The sequence below is a fragment of the Mycobacterium sp. genome (assembly GCF_044223235.1).
Taxonomy (GTDB): Bacteria; Actinomycetota; Actinomycetes; order Mycobacteriales; family Mycobacteriaceae; genus Mycobacterium.
The window spans coordinates 233,728-255,827 of sequence record NZ_JBGAME010000002.1 but is presented as its reverse complement, the minus strand read 5'-3'; the positions used below and the strand labels follow the sequence as shown (position 1 = coordinate 255,827).

The 22,100-nt window shown below is 68.4% G+C and carries 21 protein-coding genes, 3 tRNA genes and 1 pseudogene; 11 read left to right on the top strand and 14 right to left on the bottom strand.

Going from position 1 to position 22,100, the window contains the following annotated elements:
* Nucleotides 1–10: 10 nt before the first annotated feature.
* The 5 genes from ADBZ6K_RS04240 to ADBZ6K_RS04220 form a co-directional block, all read right to left on the bottom strand.
* On the bottom strand, nt 11–1,156 hold the full coding sequence (locus tag ADBZ6K_RS04240; RefSeq protein WP_526344603.1) for a TIGR03364 family FAD-dependent oxidoreductase: 1,146 nt from the start codon (nt 1,154–1,156) through the stop codon (nt 11–13).
* 75 nt (nt 1,157–1,231) lie between these two features.
* Complete coding sequence (locus tag ADBZ6K_RS04235; protein WP_526344602.1) at nt 1,232–3,109, bottom strand: alkyl/aryl-sulfatase; 1,878 nt, start codon at nt 3,107–3,109, stop codon at nt 1,232–1,234.
* Nucleotides 3,110–3,164: 55 nt separating this feature from the next.
* Nucleotides 3,165–3,659 (bottom strand): metallophosphoesterase family protein, encoded by a 495-nt coding sequence (locus ADBZ6K_RS04230; protein WP_526344601.1) that lies wholly within the window; start codon nt 3,657–3,659, stop codon nt 3,165–3,167.
* Nucleotides 3,660–3,690: 31 nt separating this feature from the next.
* Nucleotides 3,691–3,909: a nuclear transport factor 2 family protein gene (locus ADBZ6K_RS04225; protein ID WP_526344600.1), complete on the bottom strand. Its 219-nt coding sequence runs from the start codon at nt 3,907–3,909 to the stop codon at nt 3,691–3,693.
* A 9-nt stretch (nt 3,910–3,918) separates the two neighbouring features.
* Nucleotides 3,919–4,347, bottom strand: a complete 429-nt coding sequence (locus ADBZ6K_RS04220) for an MmcQ/YjbR family DNA-binding protein (protein WP_526344599.1) — start codon at nt 4,345–4,347, stop codon at nt 3,919–3,921.
* A 43-nt stretch (nt 4,348–4,390) separates the two neighbouring features.
* On the opposite strand from ADBZ6K_RS04220, the gene ADBZ6K_RS04215 reads away from it, so the two are divergent.
* The gene (locus ADBZ6K_RS04215) at nt 4,391–5,701 is read left to right on the top strand and encodes a threonine/serine exporter family protein (RefSeq protein WP_526344598.1); all 1,311 of its coding nucleotides are present in this window, start codon (nt 4,391–4,393) and stop codon (nt 5,699–5,701) included.
* Between the two features lie 11 nt (nt 5,702–5,712).
* Here the strand turns inward: ADBZ6K_RS04215 and ADBZ6K_RS04210 are convergent, their stop codons facing one another.
* From ADBZ6K_RS04210 to ADBZ6K_RS04200, 3 genes are all read right to left on the bottom strand, one after another.
* Nucleotides 5,713–6,855 carry an alpha/beta fold hydrolase gene (locus tag ADBZ6K_RS04210; protein ID WP_526344597.1) on the bottom strand — a complete coding sequence of 381 codons (1,143 nt, stop codon included), beginning with the start codon at nt 6,853–6,855 and terminating at the stop codon, nt 5,713–5,715.
* Nucleotides 6,856–6,961: 106 nt separating this feature from the next.
* A tRNA-Arg gene (locus ADBZ6K_RS04205) sits at nt 6,962–7,034 on the bottom strand.
* A gap of 22 nt (nt 7,035–7,056) precedes the next feature.
* Nucleotides 7,057–7,148 (bottom strand) — tRNA-Ser (locus tag ADBZ6K_RS04200).
* A 100-nt stretch (nt 7,149–7,248) separates the two neighbouring features.
* On the opposite strand from ADBZ6K_RS04200, the gene hisC reads away from it, so the two are divergent.
* Nucleotides 7,249–8,295, top strand: coding sequence for a histidinol-phosphate transaminase (gene hisC, locus ADBZ6K_RS04195; protein ID WP_526344596.1), 1,047 nt, complete (start codon nt 7,249–7,251; stop codon nt 8,293–8,295).
* A 4-nt stretch (nt 8,296–8,299) separates the two neighbouring features.
* Here hisC and ADBZ6K_RS04190 read toward each other — a convergent pair whose 3' ends face one another.
* A complete protein-coding gene (locus tag ADBZ6K_RS04190) occupies nt 8,300–8,725 on the bottom strand; it encodes a TetR/AcrR family transcriptional regulator (RefSeq protein ID WP_526344595.1) in 426 nt (141 codons plus the stop codon).
* A 100-nt stretch (nt 8,726–8,825) separates the two neighbouring features.
* On the opposite strand from ADBZ6K_RS04190, the gene ADBZ6K_RS04185 reads away from it, so the two are divergent.
* Nucleotides 8,826–9,266, top strand: coding sequence for a hypothetical protein (locus ADBZ6K_RS04185; RefSeq protein WP_526344594.1), 441 nt, complete (start codon nt 8,826–8,828; stop codon nt 9,264–9,266).
* Between the two features lie 21 nt (nt 9,267–9,287).
* Complete coding sequence (locus tag ADBZ6K_RS04180; RefSeq protein ID WP_526344593.1) at nt 9,288–10,112, top strand: crotonase/enoyl-CoA hydratase family protein; 825 nt, start codon at nt 9,288–9,290, stop codon at nt 10,110–10,112.
* A 63-nt stretch (nt 10,113–10,175) separates the two neighbouring features.
* On the opposite strand, the gene ADBZ6K_RS04175 is transcribed toward ADBZ6K_RS04180, so the two are convergent.
* Both ADBZ6K_RS04175 and ADBZ6K_RS04170 read right to left on the bottom strand, forming a co-directional pair.
* Nucleotides 10,176–11,402, bottom strand: a complete 1,227-nt coding sequence (locus ADBZ6K_RS04175; RefSeq protein ID WP_526344592.1) for an alpha/beta hydrolase — start codon at nt 11,400–11,402, stop codon at nt 10,176–10,178.
* A gap of 176 nt (nt 11,403–11,578) precedes the next feature.
* Nucleotides 11,579–12,868 (bottom strand): multidrug effflux MFS transporter, encoded by a 1,290-nt coding sequence (locus ADBZ6K_RS04170; protein WP_526344591.1) that lies wholly within the window; start codon nt 12,866–12,868, stop codon nt 11,579–11,581.
* Between the two features lie 128 nt (nt 12,869–12,996).
* On the opposite strand from ADBZ6K_RS04170, the gene ADBZ6K_RS04165 reads away from it, so the two are divergent.
* The gene (locus tag ADBZ6K_RS04165) at nt 12,997–13,860 is read left to right on the top strand and encodes a helix-turn-helix domain-containing protein (protein ID WP_526344590.1); all 864 of its coding nucleotides are present in this window, start codon (nt 12,997–12,999) and stop codon (nt 13,858–13,860) included.
* 212 nt (nt 13,861–14,072) lie between these two features.
* Here ADBZ6K_RS04165 and ADBZ6K_RS04160 read toward each other — a convergent pair.
* Nucleotides 14,073–14,159: transfer RNA gene (locus ADBZ6K_RS04160), tRNA-Ser, on the bottom strand.
* A 51-nt stretch (nt 14,160–14,210) separates the two neighbouring features.
* Nucleotides 14,211–14,561: pseudogene (locus ADBZ6K_RS04155) on the bottom strand (MarR family transcriptional regulator); the annotation flags it as partial.
* 67 nt (nt 14,562–14,628) lie between these two features.
* Between ADBZ6K_RS04155 and ADBZ6K_RS04150 the strand changes: the two are divergent.
* Nucleotides 14,629–15,612, top strand: coding sequence for an NAD(P)H-quinone oxidoreductase (locus ADBZ6K_RS04150; RefSeq protein ID WP_526344589.1), 984 nt, complete (start codon nt 14,629–14,631; stop codon nt 15,610–15,612).
* Here the strand turns inward: ADBZ6K_RS04150 and ADBZ6K_RS04145 are convergent.
* On the bottom strand, nt 15,609–16,805 hold the full coding sequence (locus ADBZ6K_RS04145) for a cysteine desulfurase-like protein (RefSeq protein ID WP_526344588.1): 1,197 nt from the start codon (nt 16,803–16,805) through the stop codon (nt 15,609–15,611). The two genes, ADBZ6K_RS04150 and ADBZ6K_RS04145, sit on opposite strands and share 4 nt — an antisense overlap.
* A 112-nt stretch (nt 16,806–16,917) precedes the next feature.
* On the opposite strand from ADBZ6K_RS04145, the gene ADBZ6K_RS04140 reads away from it, so the two are divergent.
* The 5 genes from ADBZ6K_RS04140 to wzm are packed head-to-tail and all read left to right on the top strand — an operon-like array spanning nt 16,918 to nt 22,082.
* Nucleotides 16,918–18,879, top strand: coding sequence for a DUF6541 family protein (locus ADBZ6K_RS04140; protein WP_526344877.1), 1,962 nt, complete (start codon nt 16,918–16,920; stop codon nt 18,877–18,879).
* Between the two features lie 28 nt (nt 18,880–18,907).
* The gene (locus ADBZ6K_RS04135; protein ID WP_526344587.1) at nt 18,908–19,423 is read left to right on the top strand and encodes a proteasome activator; all 516 of its coding nucleotides are present in this window, start codon (nt 18,908–18,910) and stop codon (nt 19,421–19,423) included.
* A 9-nt stretch (nt 19,424–19,432) separates the two neighbouring features.
* A complete protein-coding gene (gene wzt, locus ADBZ6K_RS04130) occupies nt 19,433–20,227 on the top strand; it encodes a galactan export ABC transporter ATP-binding subunit Wzt/RfbE (protein ID WP_526344586.1) in 795 nt (264 codons plus the stop codon).
* Complete coding sequence (gene glfT1, locus ADBZ6K_RS04125) at nt 20,224–21,255, top strand: galactofuranosyltransferase GlfT1 (protein WP_526344585.1); 1,032 nt, start codon at nt 20,224–20,226, stop codon at nt 21,253–21,255. The genes wzt and glfT1 overlap by 4 nt, the downstream gene beginning before the upstream one ends.
* Nucleotides 21,252–22,082 (top strand): galactan export ABC transporter permease subunit Wzm/RfbD, encoded by an 831-nt coding sequence (gene wzm / locus ADBZ6K_RS04120; RefSeq protein WP_526344584.1) that lies wholly within the window; start codon nt 21,252–21,254, stop codon nt 22,080–22,082. The genes glfT1 and wzm overlap by 4 nt, the downstream gene beginning before the upstream one ends.
* Nucleotides 22,083–22,100 lie beyond the last annotated feature (18 nt).

Sequence of the window (22,100 nt, the reverse complement as noted above, 5' to 3'; positions counted from 1 at the left end):
GGGGACGGGTTCAGGCGGGGGCGGCGACCGGGTCGGGCAGCAGGGCGCGCGACACGCTGTCCTCGGCCAGGCCCATGCCGGTGGTCATGCCGATGCCGGTGGTGACGGTCACGACGTGGGTCCGCTCGATCGGCTCCTCGATCAGGAACTCCTGGCCGGGCGCCGAACAGTACACCCCCTGCCAGCGTTCGGTCACGTCGATAGTGTTGACACCGAACAGCTTTCGGGCCTCCTCCAGCAGGACGTCGAATCCGTACTCGGACTGGAAGGGAGCGGCCGAGACCTCGCGGATGTGGGTGTCGCCGATCAGCAGGGAGCCGTCCGGTTGCGGTGTGTACATCTGATGCAGGTCGATGTCGAGGTAGCCGGGATACTCCGACCGCAGCCGGTCGGCGACGGCGCCGACGCTGGGCAGCGCCTCGAAACCGGAGTAGCGCAACAGCGACCAGCCAGTGAACAGCGGTGCGGGAAGCCTGAATTCGAGCGGAAGGGTGGCGCGCAGCATGTGCAGTCTGCACCGCACCAGCCCGTCGCGTTCGGCCAGGCCGGGGAACAGCCGGTCGACGTCGTAGTTGACGGTCACGAATGTCGTCCCCGCGGTGAGCGGTCCGCGTGAGGTGTGCACGACACCTTCGCCGAAGCCCAAAGCGGCGGTGCGCCAGAAGAAGTCGATACCGACCGACTCCAGCCACCGTGCGATCCACGGCGCGGCGGTGCGCGGGTCGACCTGCAGGTCGTTGGGGAGGTACATACCCCCGGTGACGCCGCGGTCGCGGACCGGAACGCGGTCGGTGATCTGATCGCGGCCGAGCAGCCGCACCTGACCCGCGGGCCGGGTGGTCGCGAACTCCCGCATCACCTCGAGTTCGTCGTCATGGCGCGCCACGCAGTACGTGCCCGCCTGCGCCGACCAGAACCCCGCCTTCTCGGACAGGTCCAGCCAGTGCCGCCTGCCGGCGCGCGCGTACTGCAGCGCGACGCCGGACTGGGCGGTGATGCAGGCGTGGCCGAAGTTCTGTACCGAGGCCCCGACCACGCCGTCGGCGTGATCGACGACCGCGACCGTGAGTCCGCGCAGGTGGGCGTGGTAGGCGTGGGCCAGGCCGACGATGCCGCCGCCCACCACCACGACGTCGTAAGTGAGTTCTGTGTGCATGGACTCACTGTGGCGCCTGTCACCACAGTTATCAATACACCATTATGAATTTCTCACCCTGTATCTATACAAGTGTCAGGGCGTGATGATGCGGAAGTCCGGGTCGGGCCGGTCGAGCACGCCGAGCAGCGACTGCAACACGGCCCCATCCCCGCTGATCTGCAATCCCGGTGACTGTCCGTCGCCGGCCGCCAGGGCCAGCAGCCGCAGCTTGTCCGCCAACGTGACGGTGGCATCGGCGCTGGCCGGATCGGCGGGCACCTTGCGGTACACCAGCACCCCGTTACGCAGCGTCAGCCGGTAGTTGGTGGCGACGTCGGTGAACGTCACGTCGATCGCGATGTCCAGATCCCAGGCCCGCGGCCCGTTGACGCTGATCGCCAGGCTGTCGAACATCTGCTCCGGGGTGAGTTGCGCCATCATCGTCGGCGACGCCACCTGGGTCGGCGTGCCGAAAGCGCCGTCGCGCAATTCGGTGGCACCGGACAGGAAGAAGTTGCGCCACACGGCGTTCTCGGCACCGTAGGCCAGCTGCTCGAGCGTTTCCCCGTACAACTCCCTGGCCGGCCCGTTCGACTCGTCGGTGAAGATTGCGTGGTCGAGAAGCGTTGCCGCCCAGCGGTAGTCGCCGTCGTCGAAGGCCGTGCGGGCAAGCGCGACCACCTTGTCGATGCCGCCCATCGCCCCGACGTAGCGCGGCGCGATGGCCTGGGGTGGATGCTGCCAGAGCCGGCCAGGGTTGCCGTCGAACCAGCCCATGTAGCGCTGATAGATGGCCTTGACGTTGTGGCTGACCGACCCGTAGTAGCCGCGCGTGTGCCAGGCCTTCGCCAGGGCGGGCGGCATCTGGAATGTCTCGGCGATCTCGATGCCGGTGAAGCCCTGGTTGAGCTGGCGCAACGTCTGATCGTGCAGATACGCGTACAGATCCCTTTGCCCGGAAAGGAATTCGACGATGTTGTCCCTGCCCCACGTCGGCCAGTGGTGGCTGGCGAACACCACGTCGGTGCGATCGGTGAACGTGTCGATGGCCTCGGTGAGGTAGCCCGCCCAGCCGTGCGGATCGCGCACCAGCGCGCCGCGCAGCGTCAGCAGGTTGTGCAGGTTGTGCGTGGCGTTCTCGGCCATGCACAGCGCCCGGAACTTCGGGAAGTAGAAATGCATCTCGGCAGGCGCCTCGGTGCCGGGCGCCATCTGGAACTCGATCTCGACGCCGTCGACGGTATGGGTCTCGCCGGTCTGCTTGACGTCGAGGGTGGGAACGATCAGCCCGACCTCGCCGAGTGAGGGGACTTGCCCGAGCCCGCAACCCACCTGCCCCTGCGGTCCGCGCGCCAGCGCCGCTCCGTACATGTACGCCGCGCGGCGCGCCATGGCCGTCCCGGCGTACACGTTTTCCTGCACAGCGTGGACGGTGAAGTGCTCGGGGGCGATGATCCGCACCGTGCCCGCGTCCACATCCGCCTGGGTCGTCACCCCGAGCACACCGCCGAAGTGGTCGACGTGGCTGTGGGTGTAGATCACGGCGGTCACGGGGCGGTCTCCGCGGTGCGCGCGGTAGAGGGCCAGCGCCGCCGCGGCGGTCTCGGTCGACACCAACGGGTCGATGACGTTGATCCCGCGGTCGCCTTCGACGACGGTCATATTGGACAGGTCGAGACCGCGCACCTGGTAGATGCCCTCGACCACTTCGTACAGGCCCTGTTTGGCACACAGCTGGCTCTGCCGCCACAGGCTGGGATGCACGGTGGTCGGGGCGTCGCCTGCCAGGAACGCGTAGGAGTCGTTGTCCCACACCACCCGGCCGTCGCCCGCCGTCACCACGCACGGTTCCAGCGCCGCGATGAAACCGCGATCGGCATCCTCGAAATCCCTGGTGTCGCCGAACGGGAGATCAGTCAGATGGGCCTGGTGTGCTGATTCGATGATGTTGGTTGCGGCGTTGCGGTCCATACCGTCAACCCTGCCACCAGCGGGGCGCACCGACGCAGAATTGCCCCGATGACGGTCAGTCGAGGCGCTGCAGCACCACGTCCGACAGCGCGCCATCCGCAATCGTCGCCGTCATGTACGTGCAGTGCGGTTCGCGCCGCCGGTCCGTCGGCGAACCGGGGTTGAGCAGCCGCAGCCCCGTGGCGGCGGTGGTGTCCCACGGAATGTGGCTGTGCCCGAACACCAGCACATCGGTGTCGGGGTAGGCCGCCGCCATCCTGGCATTCCGGCCGGCCGACCCGCCCGTCTCGTGCACGACGGTGAACCGCAGGCCGTCCAGCGTCACTTCGGCGCGTTCGGGCAGTCGCGCCCGAAGCTCGGGGCCGTCGTTGTTGCCCCAGCACGCCACCAGCCGGTTCGCCCTGGCCTGCAGCGCATCGAGCAGCGGCGGCTCCACCCAGTCACCAGCGTGGAACACCAGATCCGCCGCGTCCACCTCGTCCCACACCCGGGCAGGCAGGTCGCGTGCCCGCTTGGGGACGTGGGTGTCGGCGATCAGCAGCAGCCTCATGTCGGCGCCAGCAGCGCGGCCATCCGCGGGATCACCGCCTGCAATCCCTTGCCCGGACGCAGCGGAAATCGTTGCCGCCGAACACCTTCAGCGCCGCACGCAGGTACGTCGCGGTGACGGCCCTGCCCTCCTGCGGGGTGAACACCGCGGGTGAGTGGAACACCACGTCCTCGGCGAGCAGATCCTCGATCCCCTGGCCGCGGTCGTTGTCGACGATGTCGATCCAGCGCTGGATCACCGGCGGTGTCATAGCCGGACCCTACCGCTGCCGGCCCGACGGGCCATCGCCCGCCAGCCAGGTTCGCGCTCTGCGCGCCGACGCGCGCGACAACCAGGCGTCCTGCACCAGTTCGGTCAGTTCGGCCACGCCGATCTCGCCGATTCGGCTGGCGCGCACAAGGACCGACAGATGACCGTCGAAGCGATCCGTGGTGAAGAACGGGGAACCCGGATCTTGTATCAGCGACAGCTTGTCGGCTTCGGACTCCACCCAGATCATGACGACGTCCGGGTAGCGCGCGCCGGTGTCGGGGTCGGCGGCGTCGGGCTGAGGGGTGCGGAAGAACACGAAGGACTTGCCACCGACCTGATAGATGGCGTTGCCCTTGGGCCCCTCGATGCGCGTGACGTGCGGCATCCTCGCGGCGATCTCGTGGATGTCACCGACCCTGGCGGGGCGATCGGCCATGCCCAGAACCTACTCCGGCCGGGTGCGCGACAATCTGGGAGACATGAGTGATACCTGGCCGAGACGGTGCTGGCGTGCGATCCGCAAGGAGGTCCCCGACCCCATCGCCGAACCCGGCCTGCACGACGAGGCCGAGGTGGCGGGGATGCTCCGCGAGCTCGGCATCGCCCTGGTCGAGGTGGAGCAGCCGACACACCTGGTCACCAGCCGGCTGCTGGCGATCGCCAAGCACTACACCACCGTGCCGGTGCGGGTGGCGGTGCTCCCGACGATGCTGGTCATCCAGGTCGGTTCGGTCGCCTACGAGGTGGACACCTCCAGCCAGTCGACCACCCAACTGAATCTGGCGGGACGCATCGACGACATCGCCGCCCTGGCCGAGGTCGGCGCCATCAGCCCGGCCGACGCGATCACCGCCGTCGCCGCGGCGCGGCGGATGAAACCCCGGTTCGGACCCGTGACCACCGTTGTGGGCTACACGATCACCACCCTCGGCTTCGGCATGATCATCAACCCGACGTGGGCGTCGCTGTGGGGCTACGTGTTTCTCGGGGTGATCGTCGGCACGATCGTCACCGTGGGCAGGGCCTTTCCGTCGCTCAACGCCGTGGTGCCCACCCTGGCCGCCATGATCGTCACGATGCTGGCCACGTGGTTCGTCGCCGACGCCGCCAACGACGGCCTGCTGCGGGTGATCAGCCCGGCCCTGGTGGCGCTGCTGCCGGGCTTGTCACTCACGATCGGGGCGATGGAGCTGGCCAGTGCGCAGATCATCTCCGGAGCCAGCCGGCTGGCCTACGGCGTCACCCAGCTCGGACTGCTGGTGTTCGGGGTGGCGCTCGGCATGCACCTTGCCGGCCGGGTCACCCCTGAACCACCCTCGGCCCAGATGGGAACCTGGGCGCTGTATGCGGCCGTCGTCGTCATCGGGGTGGGTCTGTACATCTACCTGTCTGCGCCGCAGGGGTCACTGGCCTGGCTGATCGCGGCCGTCGGTGTCGCGCTGATCGGTCAGAAGGTGGGCGGGCTGTTCCTGTCACCGTCGCATTCCGGGGCGGTCGGGGCGTTCCTGATGGTGCCCTTCGCCATGCTGGCCGCGCGGATCCGGACGTCACCGCCTGCGATCGTGATGATGCTGGCGGCGTTCTGGGCGCTGGTGCCCGGTGCGCTGAGCTTCGAATCGCTGTCCGAAGCGGCCACCGGCGGACCCGACAACGGCGCGGCGCTGGGGGTGACGACGGCCGCGATCTTCTCGATCGCCCTGGGCACCGTGTTGGGCTGGAGCGTGTTCAACACCATCAACGCCCGCTTCCCGCACGGCGGGGCTACGGGCGGTTCGGATTTCCGACCGTGACGGCAGTCACGTCAGACGGCGCGGGCGGTCCGCTGGCCGCGCAACCGCGCGGCGGGACGGCGATAGGTCCGTTGGACCCATCGCATCCGCTGGGACCAGTGCGGGCGCCATGCCCGCCTGATCAGTTGCAGTTCAACGGGTTCCAGCTCTTCGGTGCCCAGCTCTTCGACCGGGCTGTCGTTGAGCTCCCGCACGAGCGCATGCGGGCCGATCAGTGCGTCCTCCCAGGATTGGGCATCGGTGCAGTCCCTGATACCCAACGCATTCGCGGTGTTGCGCAGCACCTCGCCGAGGTCGCCGGCCAGTAGCTGACGGAACGCGTCGGCGCCCTGGCGCGGATTGGCGATCATCCACGAGTGGTAGGCGCCGGGCACGCAGTAGAGCGTGCCGTTGGCGTCGTCGGCGATGTCCACTGCGCTGCCGTAGGGCACGACGAGGTCCTTCTCGCCGTGCAGCACGAAGGTCGGCACGGCGTGGTCGCGCATGGTCCGCAGCAGCGGCGAATAGTCCCCCGACTGGATGATCGCGCGTGCCGCCCCGGTGACCCCGGCCGGCCGACGTGCGTTGCGCAACCACACCCCGCTCAGCATCCGCAGATAGCGGCTCTGCTCGGCCAGGCCCAACCGGAACGGGTCGCGCTGGGTGTCGTAGGCGGCGCCGATGGCGATCCGGGCGGCGGCCAGCGGCGACCGCAGCACCGTCGGGATCGCCGCGTCGAATCGTGCTCCGGCGGCCGCGTCGAGCAGCACCACGGCCATCGCCCGCTCGGGCGCCCGCGCCGCCAGCTGGATCGCCATCCGCCCGCCCATGGAGTGGCCCGCGATGACGGCGGGCGACACACCCAGCAGGTCGAGCGCGCGCAGCGTCAGGTCGACGCGGTGGTCGAACTCCCGCGCATCGCGGGGGAGGTTGTGGGTGTCGCCGTGCCCGGCGGCGTCGATCGCGATGACCTGGAACCCGAGCCCGGCCACCCGGCTCAACATGCGCAGATAGGCGCGTCTGCTCAGCACCAGGCCGTGCAGGAACACCAGTGGGATGCCCTGACCGCCGACGGAGACACCGACCTCGTGTCCGTCGTCGAGGTGCAGGACGTGGTGTTTCAGCCGGATCCGGCGGGTGGATGCCTGACCAGGCATCACCGATGTCTGAGTCATCACGGGGGCCTCGAGTTCTGGAGTCAGTCTCGCCATCATCGGCGAGGTCCTCCGCCGGGGGCCAACCGACACGCTGAGTCGTTAGCGACTCGTGATTCCCGTTGAGCGCGCCCGAAGGGATTCGAACCCCTAACCTTCTGATCCGTAGTCAGATGCTCTATCCGTTGAGCTACGGGCGCTTGGTGAAGCTGTTCAGTTGTGTGGCGGAGGCGAGAGGATTTGAACCTCCGGTCCCCTGTAAGGGGGACAACTCATTAGCAGTGAGTCCCATTCGGCCGCTCTGGCACGCCTCCTTGAACCTTCCAGAGGTTACCGGATTCCACTCTCGTAGCTCCGAGTCGGTACCGGAACCGCCGACGGCACAGCGTACATGGCCTCACATATGCTGGCCAAATGACCGCCCGTCTGCGCCCCCTGATGGCCGATCTGCCCGCCTACACACCGGGTAAGACGGTGCCGGGTGCGATCAAGCTGGCCAGCAACGAGACCGTGCACGGGCCGTTGCCCAGCGTGCGCGCCGCCATCGAACGGGCCACCGACGGTCTCAACCGCTACCCCGACAACGGCTACGTCGAACTCAAGGAACACCTGGCCAAGCACGTCGGTTTCGCGCCGGAGCACATCGCGGTCGGCTGCGGCTCGGTCAGCCTGTGCCAGCAGCTGATCCAGATCACCTCCTCGGTGGGCGACGAGGTGATGTTCGGCTGGCGCGCCTTCGAGGTCTACCCGCTGCAGGTGCGGGTGGCCGGGGCGACCCCGGTGGCGGTGCCGCTGACCGACCACACGCACGATCTGGACGCCATGCTGGCCGCCGTCACCGACCGGACCCGGCTGATCTTCGTGTGCAATCCCAACAACCCGACCTCGACGGTGGTCGCACCCGATGCGCTGGCCCGCTTCGTCGCCGCGGTGCCCGACGACGTGCTGATCTGCATCGACGAGGCCTACGTCGAGTACATCCGTGACGGCCTGCTGCCCGACAGCCTCGGCCTGGTCCGCAACCACCCCAATGTGGTTGTGCTGAGGACATTCTCGAAGGCATACGGACTGGCCGGCGCGCGGGTGGGCTACGCCGTCGGCGATCCCGACATCATCACCGCGCTCGGCAAGGTCTACGTGCCGTTCACCGCGACCAGCCTGTCGCAGGCGGCCGCGATCGCCTCGCTGGATGCCGCCGACGAACTCATGGCCCGCACCGACGCGGTGGTCGCCGAACGGGCCAGGGTCAGCGCCGCGCTCACCGGGGCCGGCTTCGAGGTGCCACCGTCGCAGGCCAATTTCGTCTGGCTGCCGTTGGCCGACCGCACCCTCGACTTCGTCGAGCAGGCCGCCAACGCGCGCGTGCTTGTCCGCCCCTACGGAACCGACGGTGTGCGGGTGACCATCGGCGCACCCGAGGAGAACGACACCTTCCTGGCCTTCGCCCGCGGCTGGATCTGACGGGTCAGGAGATGTCGCCGACCAGGTAGCGCTGCAGGGTCGGCGCCATCGCATCGGCCAGCCGCTCGGCGTCCATCGAGTGGATCGGGTCGACCCGCGCCACGTAGCGCACCACCCCGAGCCCGACCAGCTGGGTGGCGCACAGCCCCGCCCGGATCGGCACCTCGTCAGCCCCGACCGCCTTGAGCAACGGTCCGAACACCGGGCCGATCAGGTTGTCGTACACGAGTTCGACGGTCTTCCCCAGGCCGGTGGAGGCGATCGCCGTGGCGGCGAAAGGACCGCCGTCGGCCAGGTCCCACGTGGTGATCAGGGCCTGCACCGTTCGGCGCCCCGCCTCGTCGATGCTTCCCGACACGATCCTCTCGACGAACTCCGGCACGCTGAACGGCAACCCGAGAAACTTGCGGGCCTCTTTGCGGGACGTCACGCGTCCAGCCTGGGTGTGCCGCCGGGCGGCCGCAACCGATCGGGCGGCGCCGACGGCGAGCCCATCCCACGACATCGCGGTTGGGCCTATCGTTGCGCAGGTGAGAACGGATGCGCGGGTGGCCGCTGCGGCGCTGATCCTGCTGGCGCTCACCGCGGGCTGTGCGCGCACCACGCAGGGCACCGTCGCGATGACCACCGAACCGGGCCCGCCGCTCAACGCACCGACGAATACGCCGTCGCCGCCGAACTCACTTCCCGACATCCACATCCCCAACCTGCCGCAGATCCCCGGCCTTCCGCTGCCCACCGGCACCCCCGTCCCGACGGTCCCCGCTCCGCCCAATGCCCAGACGATGACCTGCTCGGAGTACTCGAAGTTGGACGTACCCACCCGCCTCGCGGTGGTCAACGCGATTCTGGAGCAGGCCAACAGCTCGTTGGAGTCGGTCGGGGGCGAGCTCGCCACCACGATCGCCGACGCGGCCTGCGGCTTCATGCCCGATATGACCGTCAGCGAGGTGCTGACCGCCGGAGGCTGACCGCTGGTTAGCCTCATGGCCATGGGTGACGCATACGAGTCCGTGACGGTCGAGACCGACGGACACGTCGCGCGGGTGACGTTGATCGGTCCCGGCAAGGGCAACGCGATGGGACCTGCGTTCTGGGCGGAGCTGCCGGTGGTATTCGGCGAGCTGGACGCAGATCCCGGGGTCAGGGCGATCGTGCTCACCGGTGCGGGTCGGAACTTCAGCTACGGACTCGATCTCCCGGCCATGGGCGATTTGCTGACGCCCCTGCTGGCCGACGGTGCGCTGGCCGGTCCGCGCGCCCAGTTCCACACCCGGCTGCGGCAGATGCAGCAGGCGATCACCGCCGTCGCCGACTGCCGGACGCCGACCATCGCGTCGATCCACGGCTGGTGCATCGGCGGCGGCGTCGACCTCGTCAGCGCCGTGGACATCCGCTACGCCAGCGCCGACGCGAAGTTCTCGGTGCGGGAGGTCAAGCTCGCCATCGTCGCCGACGTGGGTAGCCTCGCGCGGCTGCCATTGATCCTGTCCGACGGGCACCTTCGGGAGCTCGCCTTGACCGGAAAGGACGTCGACGCCGCCCGCGCCGAGAAGATCGGCCTGGTCAACGACGTGTATCCGGACGCGGAAACGAGCCTGGCCGCCGCCCACGCCACCGCCGCCGAGATCGCCGCCAACCCGCCGCTGACCGTGCAGGGCATCAAGGACGTCCTCGACGAGCAACGCGCCGCGGCCGTTTCGGCCAGCCTGCGCTACGTCGCTGCGTGGAACGCGGCGTTCCTGCCGTCCAAGGACCTCACCGAGGGCATCTCGGCGATGTTCGCCAAACGGCCGCCGAACTTCGCCGGCGAATAGGCCCTTCGCGGCCGACCGGGAGTACGAGAGGGAGCTGTCGCCTTTCGAGTGGTGTCGGTGTGGCTACCGCAGGTTGGTGCGGTAGAACGCCGTCAGGCGATCGAACGGGATCACGTCGACGCGGTCGTACAAGTCCACATGTCCGGCACCGGGGACCAGCACGAGCTCTTTGGGTTCGGCCGCGCGCTGGTAGGCGTCCTGGCTGAACTCCAACGAATGCGCCTGATCGCCAGCGACGAACATCAGCGGCCGCGGCGAGATCGTCTCGATCTCGTTGAGCGGGAAGTAGTTCAGGAACCGCGCGTTGCTGGTGAGGGTGGGGTGCGTGGTGGTGTGCGGCGTCGCGCCTTGCGGAGTGAACGCCCCGCGCGAGGTCCGGTAGAAGTCGTAGAACTCGCGCTCGACGGCGGTCGACTCCGGCGTGATCTCGTGCACGGTGCCGCCGGTGTACTCGGTCTCGCCACCGGCGAACTCGGCGTCACGCTGGGCGGCGACCTGATCGAGCATCTCGCGGCGCTGGGCCAGAGTCACGGAGCGGCCGAGACCGAAGCGGTTTGCGGCCCCCATGTCGTACATGCTCACGGTGCCGACCGCCTTGATGCGCGGGTCGATCTTGGCCGCGCTGAGCACCCAGCTGCCGCTGCCGCAGATGCCGAGCGCGCGGATCCGCTCGCGGTCGACGTAGTCCAGGGTGCGCAGGTAGTCGACGCCGGCGCTGAACGACTCGGCATAGTTGTCCGGCGCCACCAGGTTGCGCGGCTCGCCCTCGCTGACGCCCCAGTACGGGTGGTCGACGGACAGCGTGACGAAGCCCTGCTCCGCAAGCTTCTGCGCGTACAGGTTGGCCGACTGCTCCTTGACCGCGCCCATCGGGTGGCTCACCACGATCGCGGGGTTGCGGGTGCTCCGGTTCATGTCCTCGGGTACAAAGAGGTTCGCCGAGATCCACTGGCCGAACTGGTTGCGGAAGGTCACCGCGCGGGTGTCCAGCCGATCGCTGATGAAGAAGTTGTCGGCGCCGCGGGAGGTGTCCCCCGCAGGCAGGCTGGTGTCGGGGCGCGGCAGGGTCGCCGGGGCGGACGTCGGGGCGCCCGACGTTGCGCCAGCGGGCGACGGGCCGCCGGACGGCGACGCCGTGCCGGTGTCGTCGCCGGACGAGCACGCCGCGACGCTCACGAGCCCGGCGGTGGCGGCGCCGAGGCCCGCGAGGCGGAGCACACCGCGGCGGTTCATGTGCGGTGTGAGGGTCCCGCCCTCGGGCGTGGACTGGCGATCGGGGGTCTGCGTCATGTTCGGGTCTCCTTTGGTGTCGATGTGTCGGGTGTGCCCCGCGCCGCGGTCACAGGGTGAGCAGCCACAGGTCTGGGCCGCACGCGCAGGTCGCGGAGGGCCGATGATGGCGTCAGTTTGTTGTTGGATGGCCGGGTCAGGGCGGTCTTCGACACGGACGTCGCCGGGGCCGTACATCATGACTCCACGCATGGAGGGTGATTCCCCTCTTGATGACGTTCAGGATTCAATGATTTGGTCGGGATCCGGTTGTCCGGCGAGCACGGGAGTGCGGCGGCGGACGCCACCGCCAGAACCGTCACGATGGCCGCCATCGGCAGCGCGGTCTCGGTGCCTCCGAGACCGGCCAACGGTGCGATGACACCCGCCATGCACCACTGCAGGAAGCCCAGCAGCGCGGACCCGGTACCGGGGTGTTCGGGCAATGTGTCGGAAGCGAGGGCGCCGGCGTTGGGACCGACGAGCCCCTGGGCGGTCATGAGGATGAAGAACCCGACCAACGCCACGGGCAGCGGCATGTCGAACCAGATCGCGCCGACCAACAGGACCACGCCCGCCGCCGCGCTGGCGGCCAGGCCGGCGCCGACGACCTTACGGGTGGACACCCGGTTGGCCAGGCGTGCTGCCGTCAGGGTGGCGATGGTCAGGCCGACGGCGTTGACCGCGAAGTCGACGGAGTAGACCATCGGCGACAGTCCGTTCATCGACTGCAGCACGAACGCCGAGGTGGCGACGTACGCGAAGATCATGCCCATGGAGGAGCCGAACACCAGCAGATAGCCGACGAACGAGCGGTGGCGCAGCACCGCGGCGGTCGTGCCTGCGATGTGGCCGAGTCCGCCGCCGTGCCGCTTCTCTGCGGGAAGTGTCTCCGGCACCCCGACCGCGACGGCGACGAACATCAGCGCGGCGAGCGCAGCGACCACCCAGAACGACACCCGCCAGTGCGAGAACTGCAGGATCACTCCGCCGAGCAACGGCCCGACGATCGGTGCGATCCCGGAGACACCGGCGACCATGTTCATCGCCCGCACCAGCTCAGTGCCGCGGGTGAGGTCCACGACGATGGAGCGGGCGATCACCATCGCCCAGCCCCCACTGAAGCCCTGCACCAACCGCGCCAGCATCATCACCGCGATCGACGGGCTGTACGCGCAGACCACCGACGCCGCGGCCAACACCACCAGCGACACCAGCAGCGGCATCCGCCGCCCGATCCGGTCCGACGCCGGTCCGCCGACCAGCTGCCCCAGCGCCATACCGACGAAGAAGGTCGTCAGCGTCACCTGCACCTGCGTGGCGGAAGCGCCCAGATCCCGACCGACCAGCGGGAACGCCGGCACGTACATGTCCGTGGCGAGCGGAGCGATCGCCGTGATCAGCACGACAGTGGCGAGCACGGCGGCGCTCAACGCGATCGGCGCCCGTCTGTGTGTCTCGCGCAGCTGGTCGGTGGTCGGGGTCATCCGGGTCCCTCTCGATGTCGGTGGCGACATCCATGCAAGCGCCCCGGAACAGAGATGAAGAAGTCTCTTCCGTGAGGTGTACCCGCAGGGCACCCCTTCCGGCCCAGTGCGCCGGTACCGTCGGATCGGTGGACAACAAGGCCGAGGTGCGCGACTTCCTGACCTCCCGGCGGGCGAAGCTGTCCCCCGCCGACGTGGGTCTGCCGGACCTCGGGCAGCGGCGGGTGCCCGGTCTGCGCCGCGGTGAAGTCGCCGCCCTCGCCGGGGTCAGCATCGAGTACTACTCCAGGCTCGAACGCGGCGGCATCGCCGGTGCGTCGTCGTCCGTGCTGGAAGCGATCGCCCAAGCGCTGCGGCTCGACGACACCGAACGGGCTCACCTGCTCGACTTGGCCCGCGCCGCCGACGGCATCCCCACCTCCGGGCGGCCGCGACGCCGGGCGGGGAAATCGAGCGTGTCCCGCACCAGCCTGCACTGGGCACTGGAAGCCATCACCGACGGTGTGGCCTTCGTCCGCAACCCGCAGCAGGATCTGGTGGCCACCAACGCCCTTGGGCGGATCTTCTACTCCCCGCTAATCGGTGACGGTGGCCGCGCGCCCAACCTCGCGCGATTCCAGTTCCTCGATCCGGCTGCCCATGACTTCTACCCCGACTGGGAGCTGTTCGCCCACATGTGCGTGTCGATCATGCGCGCCGAAGCCGGACGCGACCCCCACAACCGCGGCTTGCAGGACCTACTCGGGGAACTGTCAACCCAGAGCGATACCTTCCGACGCCTCTGGGGCACCCACGACGTCCGCACCCACGGCGCCGGGACCAAGCGGTTCCACCACCCCGACGTCGGCGAATTGACCCTGGCCTACGAGGAACTCGCGGTCACGGCCGATCCCGGCCTCGTCCTCATGGTCTACACCGCCGAACCGCGTTCCCAGTCCGCGGAGAAGCTTCGACTGCTCGCATCCCTCGCCGCTGAAGCCGCGGTGAGATAGAGGCGAACTTGAGCGAGCGGTTCCACCACGAGTTCAGCCTGACTCGCACCTCCCGCGGCTGCCGCCGTGCCCTACGCAGGATTGGGAGCGGGCGCAGCGGCACGCCGAAAACCCTTGCGCTGCTGGCGGTCTTAGCATCGTCGGCGTAGACCGAGAAGGGCGAGGTGCACGAACAGTTCGCGCAGCTGTGCGTCTCGCGCACTGTTCATACGCGGTGGCGGAGGGATTTGAACCCCCGGTCGGGTTTAGCCGACTCTCGCTTTCAAGGCGAGTGCATTAGGCCGCTCTGCCACGCCACCGCCGATAAGCGTACGGGTTCTACACCCGCCCCAGCTTCGCGGGCGCCTCTCCCTGCCCTCGTTGGTGATGGTGGCCAGCACACCCCGCCCGTCGTCCGGGCTGGCGCCGCGACTGACCAGACCCTGCATCTCCAGTCGCCGGATCTGCCGGGTAACCCGACTGGGCAGCGACATCAACCCGTCCGCCAGATCGCCCATCCGCGCGGCCCCCGTCGGCGACTTCTCCAACATGTCCAGCAGCCGCACGTCGTTCAGCGTCAAATGGTGTTCGTCAACCAGCGACCGGTTCAGGGTCGCGTACAAGCGCAGTGCCGAGTCGAGAAAGTTTTGCCACGATCTTTGCTCGGCGATATCGAGCCCGGGCATATCACTAGCCGTCCGCCCCGCGATCATCCCCTCCATTTGGGCAATGGTAGAGGACGAGAGCATTGCCAGGGGCCGAAAGTTTGCGCGGAGTAGCGTAACGCCAATGCGTGCCATCGTCGCCCACTCCGCAGCCGAATTGACCTGGGACGAGGTGCCCGACGCGAGCCCGCGAGACGGCGAAGTACTGATCAAGGTGAACACCGCCGGAGTGAACCGCGCCGACTTGCTACAAGCGGCGGGCAAGTACCCGCCCCCGCCCGGTGCCAGCCCCATCATGGGATTGGAAGTGTCGGGCACGATCTGCGCACTTGGCGACGGTGTGACGCAGTGGTCGCCCGGGCAGCAGGTGTGCGCCCTACTGGCCGGCGGCGGGTACGCCGAGTACGTCGCGGTGCCCGCGGGCCAGGTGCTGCCGGTGCCCGAGACGGTCGAGGTGCCGCACGCCGCCGCACTCCCCGAGGTGGCGTGCACGGTGTGGTCGAACCTGGTCATGACGGCCCGGCTGAGGGCGGGTCACGTGGTGTTGCTGCACGGCGGGGCGAGCGGCATCGGCACCCATGCCGTGCAGGTCACCCGCGCGCTGGGCTGCCGGGTCGCCGTCACCGCCGGGTCGGAGAACAAGCTGGACCTGTGCCGCGAACTCGGCGCCGAGATCACCGTCAACTATCGCGACGAGGACTTCGTCGAGCGCATCCGGGCCGAAACCGGCGGCGCCGGTGCCAATGTCATCCTCGACATCATGGGCGCCGCCTACCTGGACCGCAACGTCGACGCACTGGCGCTCGACGGGCGGCTGATCATCATCGGCATGCAGGGCGGCATCAAGGCCGAACTCAATATCGGCAAACTGGTCGGCAAGCGGGCCGGTGTTATCGGAACGACGTTACGCGCCAGGCCCACAGACGGTTCCGGCGGTAAGGCGGAGATCGTCTCCGAGGTGGTGGCTAACGTCTGGCCGATGATCGCCGACGGCCGGGTCCGTCCGATCATCGGCGCGGAGTTCCCGATTCAGGAGGCGTACGCGGCGCAGGAACTGCTTGCGTCGGGTGACGTCTCGGGCAAAGTCCTTCTGCGCGTAGGTAATTAGCCGAGCGAGGCGATCGCCCGGACCAGTTGGTCGACCTCGGCCGTCGTCGTGTAGTGCGCCAGCCCGACGGTCACCGCACCCCCGATGTCGTTGACACCGATGACGTCGAGCACGCGCGAGTTGGCGTTGGGGATCGCCAGGACGCCGTTGTCGGCCAGCCGCCGCACCACCCGCTCGGCGGGTACATCGCTGACGGCGAAGCTCAGCACCGGGATCCGCACCTCGGGCCGCCCGATCACGATCACCCGCGGCAGCGACAGCAGCGAACTCAGCAGGTAGTCGAACAGCCGGTCCATGTAGAACGCAGCGGATTGCATTGACAGCGCCAGCCTTTCGCGCCGCGTACCGCTGGCCGCCTCGTCGAGGGAGGCCAGGTACTCGATGCTGGCCACCACCCCGCCCAGCAGGCCGAACTGGTGCAGACCGAGTTCGAGGCGCTCCGGGCCGCTGGCGTACGGATGCAGTGACACCGGTGCGAACGATTCGATCACCGCGGGGTCGCGGAAGACCAGCGCCCCGATCGGCGGCCCACCCCAGGACACGGCGTTGAGCGCGACCGCGTCGACGCCGATCTCCTCGAGGTCGAGCAAGCGGTACGGTGCGGCGGCCGAGTGATCGACCACCACCAGGCCACCCACTTCGTGCACCAGCTTGGTGACCGCCCCGAGATCGGTGACGGTGCCCAGCGTCGACGACGCCGACGCGACGGCCACCAGCCGGGTGGACCGGGCGATCAGGCCCTCCCACTGCCATGCGGGCAGCTCTCCCGTCTCGATGTCGACCTCGGCCCACTTCACTTTGGCGCCATAGCGATTCGCCGCGCGCAGCCATGGCGCGATGTTCGCCTCGTCGTCCAGACGGGTAACGACGACCTCATACCCGAGACCCACCCGCGAACTCGCGGCTTCGGCCAGCGACGTCAGCAACAGCGAACGGTCCGCGCCGAGCACCACCCCCTGCGGGTCCCCGTTGACCAGGTCGGCCACCGCCTGGCGGGCCGCGCTGAGGACCGCGGTGCTGCGCCGCGCCGCGGGGTGTGGACCGTCGGTGGTGGCCATCGAACCGCGGAACGCCGTCGACACCGTCGTCGCCACCGAGTCCGGCACCAGCATGCCGTTCTGCGCGTCGAAATGCACCCACCCATCGCCCAAAGACGGGTGCAATCCACGCACCCGGGCGACGTCGTATGCCATGCCAGCCACCTTAGAGCGTCTGCGAATCACCCATACCGACACCAATCTGGTGGGCGCCCGGCCGTACCGACGCCGTACCGGTTCGGGTCACCTGGCCAGCCATACTAGTCCAGTGGGGTTGGCGTTCGGACTGCTGACAGCATTGTTGTTGCTGGTGGCACCGGGGGCAATCGTCGCGCGGATCGGTCGGCTAACTGTTCCGGCGTCGATAGCTGTCGGTCCGGCACTGACATTCGGCATTGTCGCGCTCGCCATCGTCCCGTTCGGCACACTCGGTATCCGCTGGAACGCTTGGACGGCCCTGTTTGCCGTGGGCGTCGTGGGCTGCGCCGCGGCTGGTCTTCGGATCGTCCTCGCACGCTACCGCGACGCCGACGCAGACCTGCGCGCGGTGTCGCGGGGACCGGCCGCCGTGCTGGCCGCAGGTGTACTGCTCGGGGCGCTCATGATCGCCCTCGCGGCAGCCCGCGGACTCCCGCACTGGCAGTCCATCCCCAGCACGTGGGATTCGGTGTGGCACGCGAACACCATTCGATTCATCCTGGACACCGGTCAGGCCTCACCGACCCATATGGGCGAGCTGCGAAACGTGGAAACCCACGCGGCCCTCTACTACCCTTCGGCCTTCCACGCGCTGGCGGCGGTGTTCAGCCAACTGACCGGGGCGGCGCCGACGACGGCCTACACTCTCAACGCGCTGACCGCCGCGATCTGGCTGTTCCCCGTCAGCGCCGCGACGCTGACCTGGCTGCTGCTGCGGACGAACACCGGCGAATGGCAGACGGCTGGCGCGGCGGCCACGGCGGCGGCGCTGTCGGCGTCGTTCACCGCGGTCCCCTACGTCGAATTCGACACCGCCTCGATTCCCAACCTCGCCGCCTACGGCGTCGCCGTCCCCGCCGCCGCGCTCACCATCTCCGCGCTTGGCCACCGCGACCGGATCCCGCTGGCCGTGCTCGCGATGTTCGGGGTGTTCTCCGTGCACATCACCGGCGGCGTGGTCGCCTCCCTGCTGGTGGCGGCGTGGTGGCTGTTCGACGCGGTGTGGCGGCCGGTCCGCGGGCGGGCGGCCGACGCGCTGGCCCTGCTGGGTATCGCCGTGCCCACGCTCGTGCTCTTGCTGCCGCAGTTCCTGGGTGTGCTGCAGGAAGCCGAGATCATCGCCGGTCACGCGTTCGTGACGAACGAGGGCAAGAAACGCGCGCTGTTCGACGCGATCGTGCAGCACACCCGGCACCTCAACGATTTCCCCATCCAGAACATCCTCATCGCGCTGGCTGCCGTGGGCGGGCTACTACTGCTGGTCAAGCGGGTGTGGTGGCCCACGGCGGTATGGCTGTTGCTGGTGGTGTCCATCGTGCACGCGTCCGCCCCGTTCGGTGGACTGCTTGGCACCGCGGTGGGCCGCTTCTCCGACCTGTTCTACAGCGATCCGCGCCGGCTTTCCGCCGTCGTGACGATGCTGCTCGCCCCCATGGCGGGCATCGCACTGTTCGCGCTGGTGGCCGCGGTGTCATCGGCGCTGCGGCGGCTGACGGCCCACCGGTCGCCCCGTGCGATGTGGCCGGCGGTCACCGCCGCCGCGCTCACCGCCACCACCGCCACGCTGGGCTGGCACTACTTCCCACGCCACGAGTTCCTGTTCGGCGACAAGTACGACTCGGCGATCATCGACCAGAAGGATCTGGACGCCTTCGCCTACCTTGCCACCCTGCCCGGAGCCAGGGACACCACCATCGGGGACGCCAACATCGACGGGACGGCGTGGATGTACGCGGTCGCCGGGCTGCACCCGCTGTGGACCCACTACGACTTTCCGGTGCAGGAGGGTCCGGGCTATCACCGGTTCATCATCTGGGCCTACGCCGACGATGCGGACACCGATCCGCGGGTTGCCGAGGCGGTGCACGCGCTCGGGATCCGCTACGTGTTGACCAGCACGCCGGTGGTGCGCGGGTTCACCATGCCCGACGGGCTAGTGTCGCTAGATAAATCGCGGTCGTGGGAGAAGATCTACGACAACGGGGAGGCCCGCATCTACGAATGGCGCGGAGACCAGCCTCACACGCAGTAGGACAGGGCGCAGAGGGAATGCTGGAGATATGACTGCCAACACCGACGACGACAACATCGAGATCATCGGCGGCGACACCCACGTCGCGACCGATCACGACCCCGACGACAAGTCCCTGACCGACCTCGTCGAACAACCGGCCAAGGTGATGCGCATCGGGACGATGATCAAACAGCTGCTCGAGGAGGTGCGGGCGGCCCCGCTGGACGATGCCAGCCGCAACCGGCTGCGGGACATCCACCGCACCAGCATCCGCGAGCTGGAGGACGGCCTGGCCCCCGAATTGCGCGAGGAGCTGGAACGGCTGACGCTGCCGTTCGGAGAGGACGTCGTCCCGTCGGACGCGGAACTGCGCATCGCCCAGGCCCAGCTGGTGGGTTGGCTGGAGGGCCTGTTCCACGGCATCCAGACTGCCCTGTTCGCCCAGCAGATGGCCGCCCGCGCCCAGCTCGAACAGATGCGTCAGGGCGCGTTGCCTCCGGGTGTGACGGGGCCGCCCGGCCAGCGCGGACCCACCCACCCCGGGACCGGTCAGTACCTGTAGGCCACTGGGGTGTCGGTTCCACACATCGAGACCCGCAACGCGTGGGTCGAATTTCCCATCTTCGACGCCAAGTCGCGATCGCTGAAGAAGGCGTTCCTCGGCAAGGCGGGCGGGTCGATCGGGCGCAACGCCTCCAACGTGGTGGTCATCGAGGCGCTGCGCGACATCACCATGTCGTTGGAGATGGGCGACCGGGTCGGCCTGGTCGGCCACAACGGGGCGGGCAAGTCGACGCTGCTGCGGCTGCTGTCGGGCATCTACGAGCCGACCCGCGGGTCGGCGACGGTGACCGGCAGGGTGGCCCCGGTGTTCGACCTCGGCGTGGGCATGGACCCGGAGATCTCCGGATTCGAGAACATCATCATCCGCGGCCTGTTCCTGGGCCAGACACGTAAACAGATGTTGGCCAAGGTGGACGAGATCGCCGACTTCACCGAACTCGGCGAGTACCTGTCGATGCCGTTGCGCACCTATTCCACCGGTATGCGGGTGCGGCTGGCGATGGGCGTGGTCACCAGTATCGATCCGGAGATCCTGCTGCTCGACGAGGGCATCGGCGCGGTGGATGCCGAGTTCCTCAAGAAGGCGCAGTCGCGGCTGGCCGGACTCGTCGAGCGGTCCGGAATCCTGGTATTCGCCAGCCATTCCAACGAGTTCCTCGCCCGGCTGTGCAAGACCGCGATGTGGATCGACCACGGAACCGTGAAAATGTCGGGGGGTATCGAGGACGTGGTGCGCGCCTATGAGGGTCCCGACGCCGCGCGGCACGTGCGCGAGGTGCTCCAGGAGACGCGGCCCGCATGACGGCCGAGCGTTCGGAGCCGGCCGGGTCGTCGGTGTGCGCCGTCGTCGTCACGCATCGGCGTCGCGACGAACTGGCCAAATCCCTCGACGCGCTGGTCACCCAGGGCCGTGCGCCCGACCATCTGATCGTCGTCGACAACGCCGCCGCGGAGGCGGTTCGGGATCTCGTTGCCGCCCAACCGATTCCGACTACATATGTCGGTTCACGACGTAATCTCGGCGGAGCCGGCGGCTTCGCGCTCGGGATGCTGCAGGCGCTTTCGCTCGGCGCGGACTGGATCTGGCTGGCCGACGACGACGGGCGGCCGCAGGACTCGGACGTGCTGGCCACCCTGCTGTCCTGCGCCGAGCGACACGGGCTTGCCGAGGTGTCGCCGATGGTCTGCAACCTCGATGAGCCAGACCGGCTGGCGTTTCCCCTGCGCCGGGGGTTGGTCTGGCGCCGACTCGTCTCCGAATTGCGCACCGACGGCGAGGGGCAGGATCTGCTCCCTGGCATCGCATCGCTGTTCAACGGCGCGCTGTTCCGGGCGGACACGGTGGCGGCGGTCGGCGTGCCCGATCTGCGACTGTTCGTCCGCGGCGACGAGGTGGAGTTGCACCGGCGGTTGGTGCGTTCCGGACTTCCGTTCGGAACCTGTTTGGAGGCAACGTATCTGCATCCATGCGGCACGGATGAGTTCAAACCCATCCTCGGCGGCCGCATGCACACGCAGTACCCCGACGACCCGACCAAGAGGTACTTCACCTACCGCAATCGCGGCTACCTACTCTCGCAGCCAGGGCTGCGCAAGCTGCTGCCACAGGAGTGGCTGCGCTTCGGCTGGTATTTTCTGGTCTCCCGGCGCGACCCTGCCGGATTGAGAGAATGGATCAGGTTGCGGCGCTTGGGCAGACGGGAACGGTTCTTCCAGGGCGAGCGAAGCGACGGGACAGGTGCACAGGGCGAGCGAAGCGACGGGACAGGTAACCAGGGCGAGCGAAGCGACGGGAAAGTTAACCAGGGCGACGGGATAGGTGCGAAATGACGTTCACCGACGCCGCGGAGCAGTCAAGGACGTTCTACCGGGCGCGCCGCGACCTGGTCGACGGGTTCGGCCGTCGCGAATTGTGGCTGCACCTCGGCTGGCAGGACATCAAACAGCGCTACCGCCGCTCGGTCCTCGGACCGTTCTGGATCACGATCGCGACGGGCACCACCGCGGTCGCGATGGGTGGCCTGTATTCGAAGCTGTTCCATCTTGAGCTGTCCGAACACCTGCCGTACGTCACGCTCGGACTGATCATCTGGAACCTCATCAACGCGGCGATCATCGAAGGCGCCGACGTGTTCGTCGCCAACGAAGGTCTGATCAAGCAGCTGCCCACCCCGCTGAGCGTGCACGTCTACCGGTTGGTGTGGCGGCAGATGCTGCTGTTCGCCCACAACATCGTGATCTTCGTCGTCATCGCGATCATCTTCCCGAAACCCTGGTCATGGGCGGACCTTTCGGTGATTCCGGCGCTGCTGCTCATCATGCTCAACTGCGTGTGGGTGGCGCTGTGCTTCGGCATCCTGGCCACCCGTTACCGCGACATCAGCCCGCTGCTGTTCAGCCTGGTCCAGCTCCTGTTCTTCATGACGCCGATCATCTGGAACGAGGCGACCCTACAACAGCAGGGGGCAGGCAAGTGGGCCAAGATCGTCGAGCTGAATCCTCTGCTGCACTACCTCGACATCGTCCGCGCACCGCTGCTGGGTGCCCACCAGGAGCTGCGGCACTGGGTGGTGGTGCTGACGCTGACGATCGTCGGCTGGACACTCGCGGCAGTCGCGATGCGCCAGTACCGCGCGCGGGTGCCGTATTGGGTCTGACCGTCGGCCGCGCCGTCA

Bases quoted from the DNA above. Each gene is read 5' to 3' on its own strand.
- glfT1 (WP_526344585.1), top strand. From the start codon at position 20,224: ATGACGGCCGAGCGTTCGGAGCCGGCCGGGTCGTCGGTGTGCGCCGTC.
- ADBZ6K_RS04210 (WP_526344597.1), bottom strand. From the start codon at position 6,855: ATGACTCAGACATCGGTGATGCCTGGTCAGGCATCCACCCGCCGGATC.
- ADBZ6K_RS04170 (WP_526344591.1), bottom strand. From the start codon at position 12,868: ATGACCCCGACCACCGACCAGCTGCGCGAGACACACAGACGGGCGCCG.
- ADBZ6K_RS04135 (WP_526344587.1), top strand. From the start codon at position 18,908: ATGACTGCCAACACCGACGACGACAACATCGAGATCATCGGCGGCGAC.
- ADBZ6K_RS04220 (WP_526344599.1), bottom strand. From the start codon at position 4,347: ATGGCCGATCGCCCCGCCAGGGTCGGTGACATCCACGAGATCGCCGCG.
- wzm (WP_526344584.1), top strand. From the start codon at position 21,252: ATGACGTTCACCGACGCCGCGGAGCAGTCAAGGACGTTCTACCGGGCG.
- ADBZ6K_RS04230 (WP_526344601.1), bottom strand. From the start codon at position 3,659: ATGAGGCTGCTGCTGATCGCCGACACCCACGTCCCCAAGCGGGCACGC.
- hisC (WP_526344596.1), top strand. From the start codon at position 7,249: ATGACCGCCCGTCTGCGCCCCCTGATGGCCGATCTGCCCGCCTACACA.
- ADBZ6K_RS04240 (WP_526344603.1), bottom strand. From the start codon at position 1,156: ATGCACACAGAACTCACTTACGACGTCGTGGTGGTGGGCGGCGGCATC.
- ADBZ6K_RS04145 (WP_526344588.1), bottom strand. From the start codon at position 16,805: ATGGCATACGACGTCGCCCGGGTGCGTGGATTGCACCCGTCTTTGGGC.
- ADBZ6K_RS04180 (WP_526344593.1), top strand. From the start codon at position 9,288: ATGGGTGACGCATACGAGTCCGTGACGGTCGAGACCGACGGACACGTC.
- ADBZ6K_RS04150 (WP_526344589.1), top strand. From the start codon at position 14,629: ATGCGTGCCATCGTCGCCCACTCCGCAGCCGAATTGACCTGGGACGAG.
- ADBZ6K_RS04225 (WP_526344600.1), bottom strand. From the start codon at position 3,909: ATGACACCGCCGGTGATCCAGCGCTGGATCGACATCGTCGACAACGAC.
- ADBZ6K_RS04215 (WP_526344598.1), top strand. From the start codon at position 4,391: ATGAGTGATACCTGGCCGAGACGGTGCTGGCGTGCGATCCGCAAGGAG.
- ADBZ6K_RS04235 (WP_526344602.1), bottom strand. From the start codon at position 3,109: ATGGACCGCAACGCCGCAACCAACATCATCGAATCAGCACACCAGGCC.
- ADBZ6K_RS04175 (WP_526344592.1), bottom strand. From the start codon at position 11,402: ATGACGCAGACCCCCGATCGCCAGTCCACGCCCGAGGGCGGGACCCTC.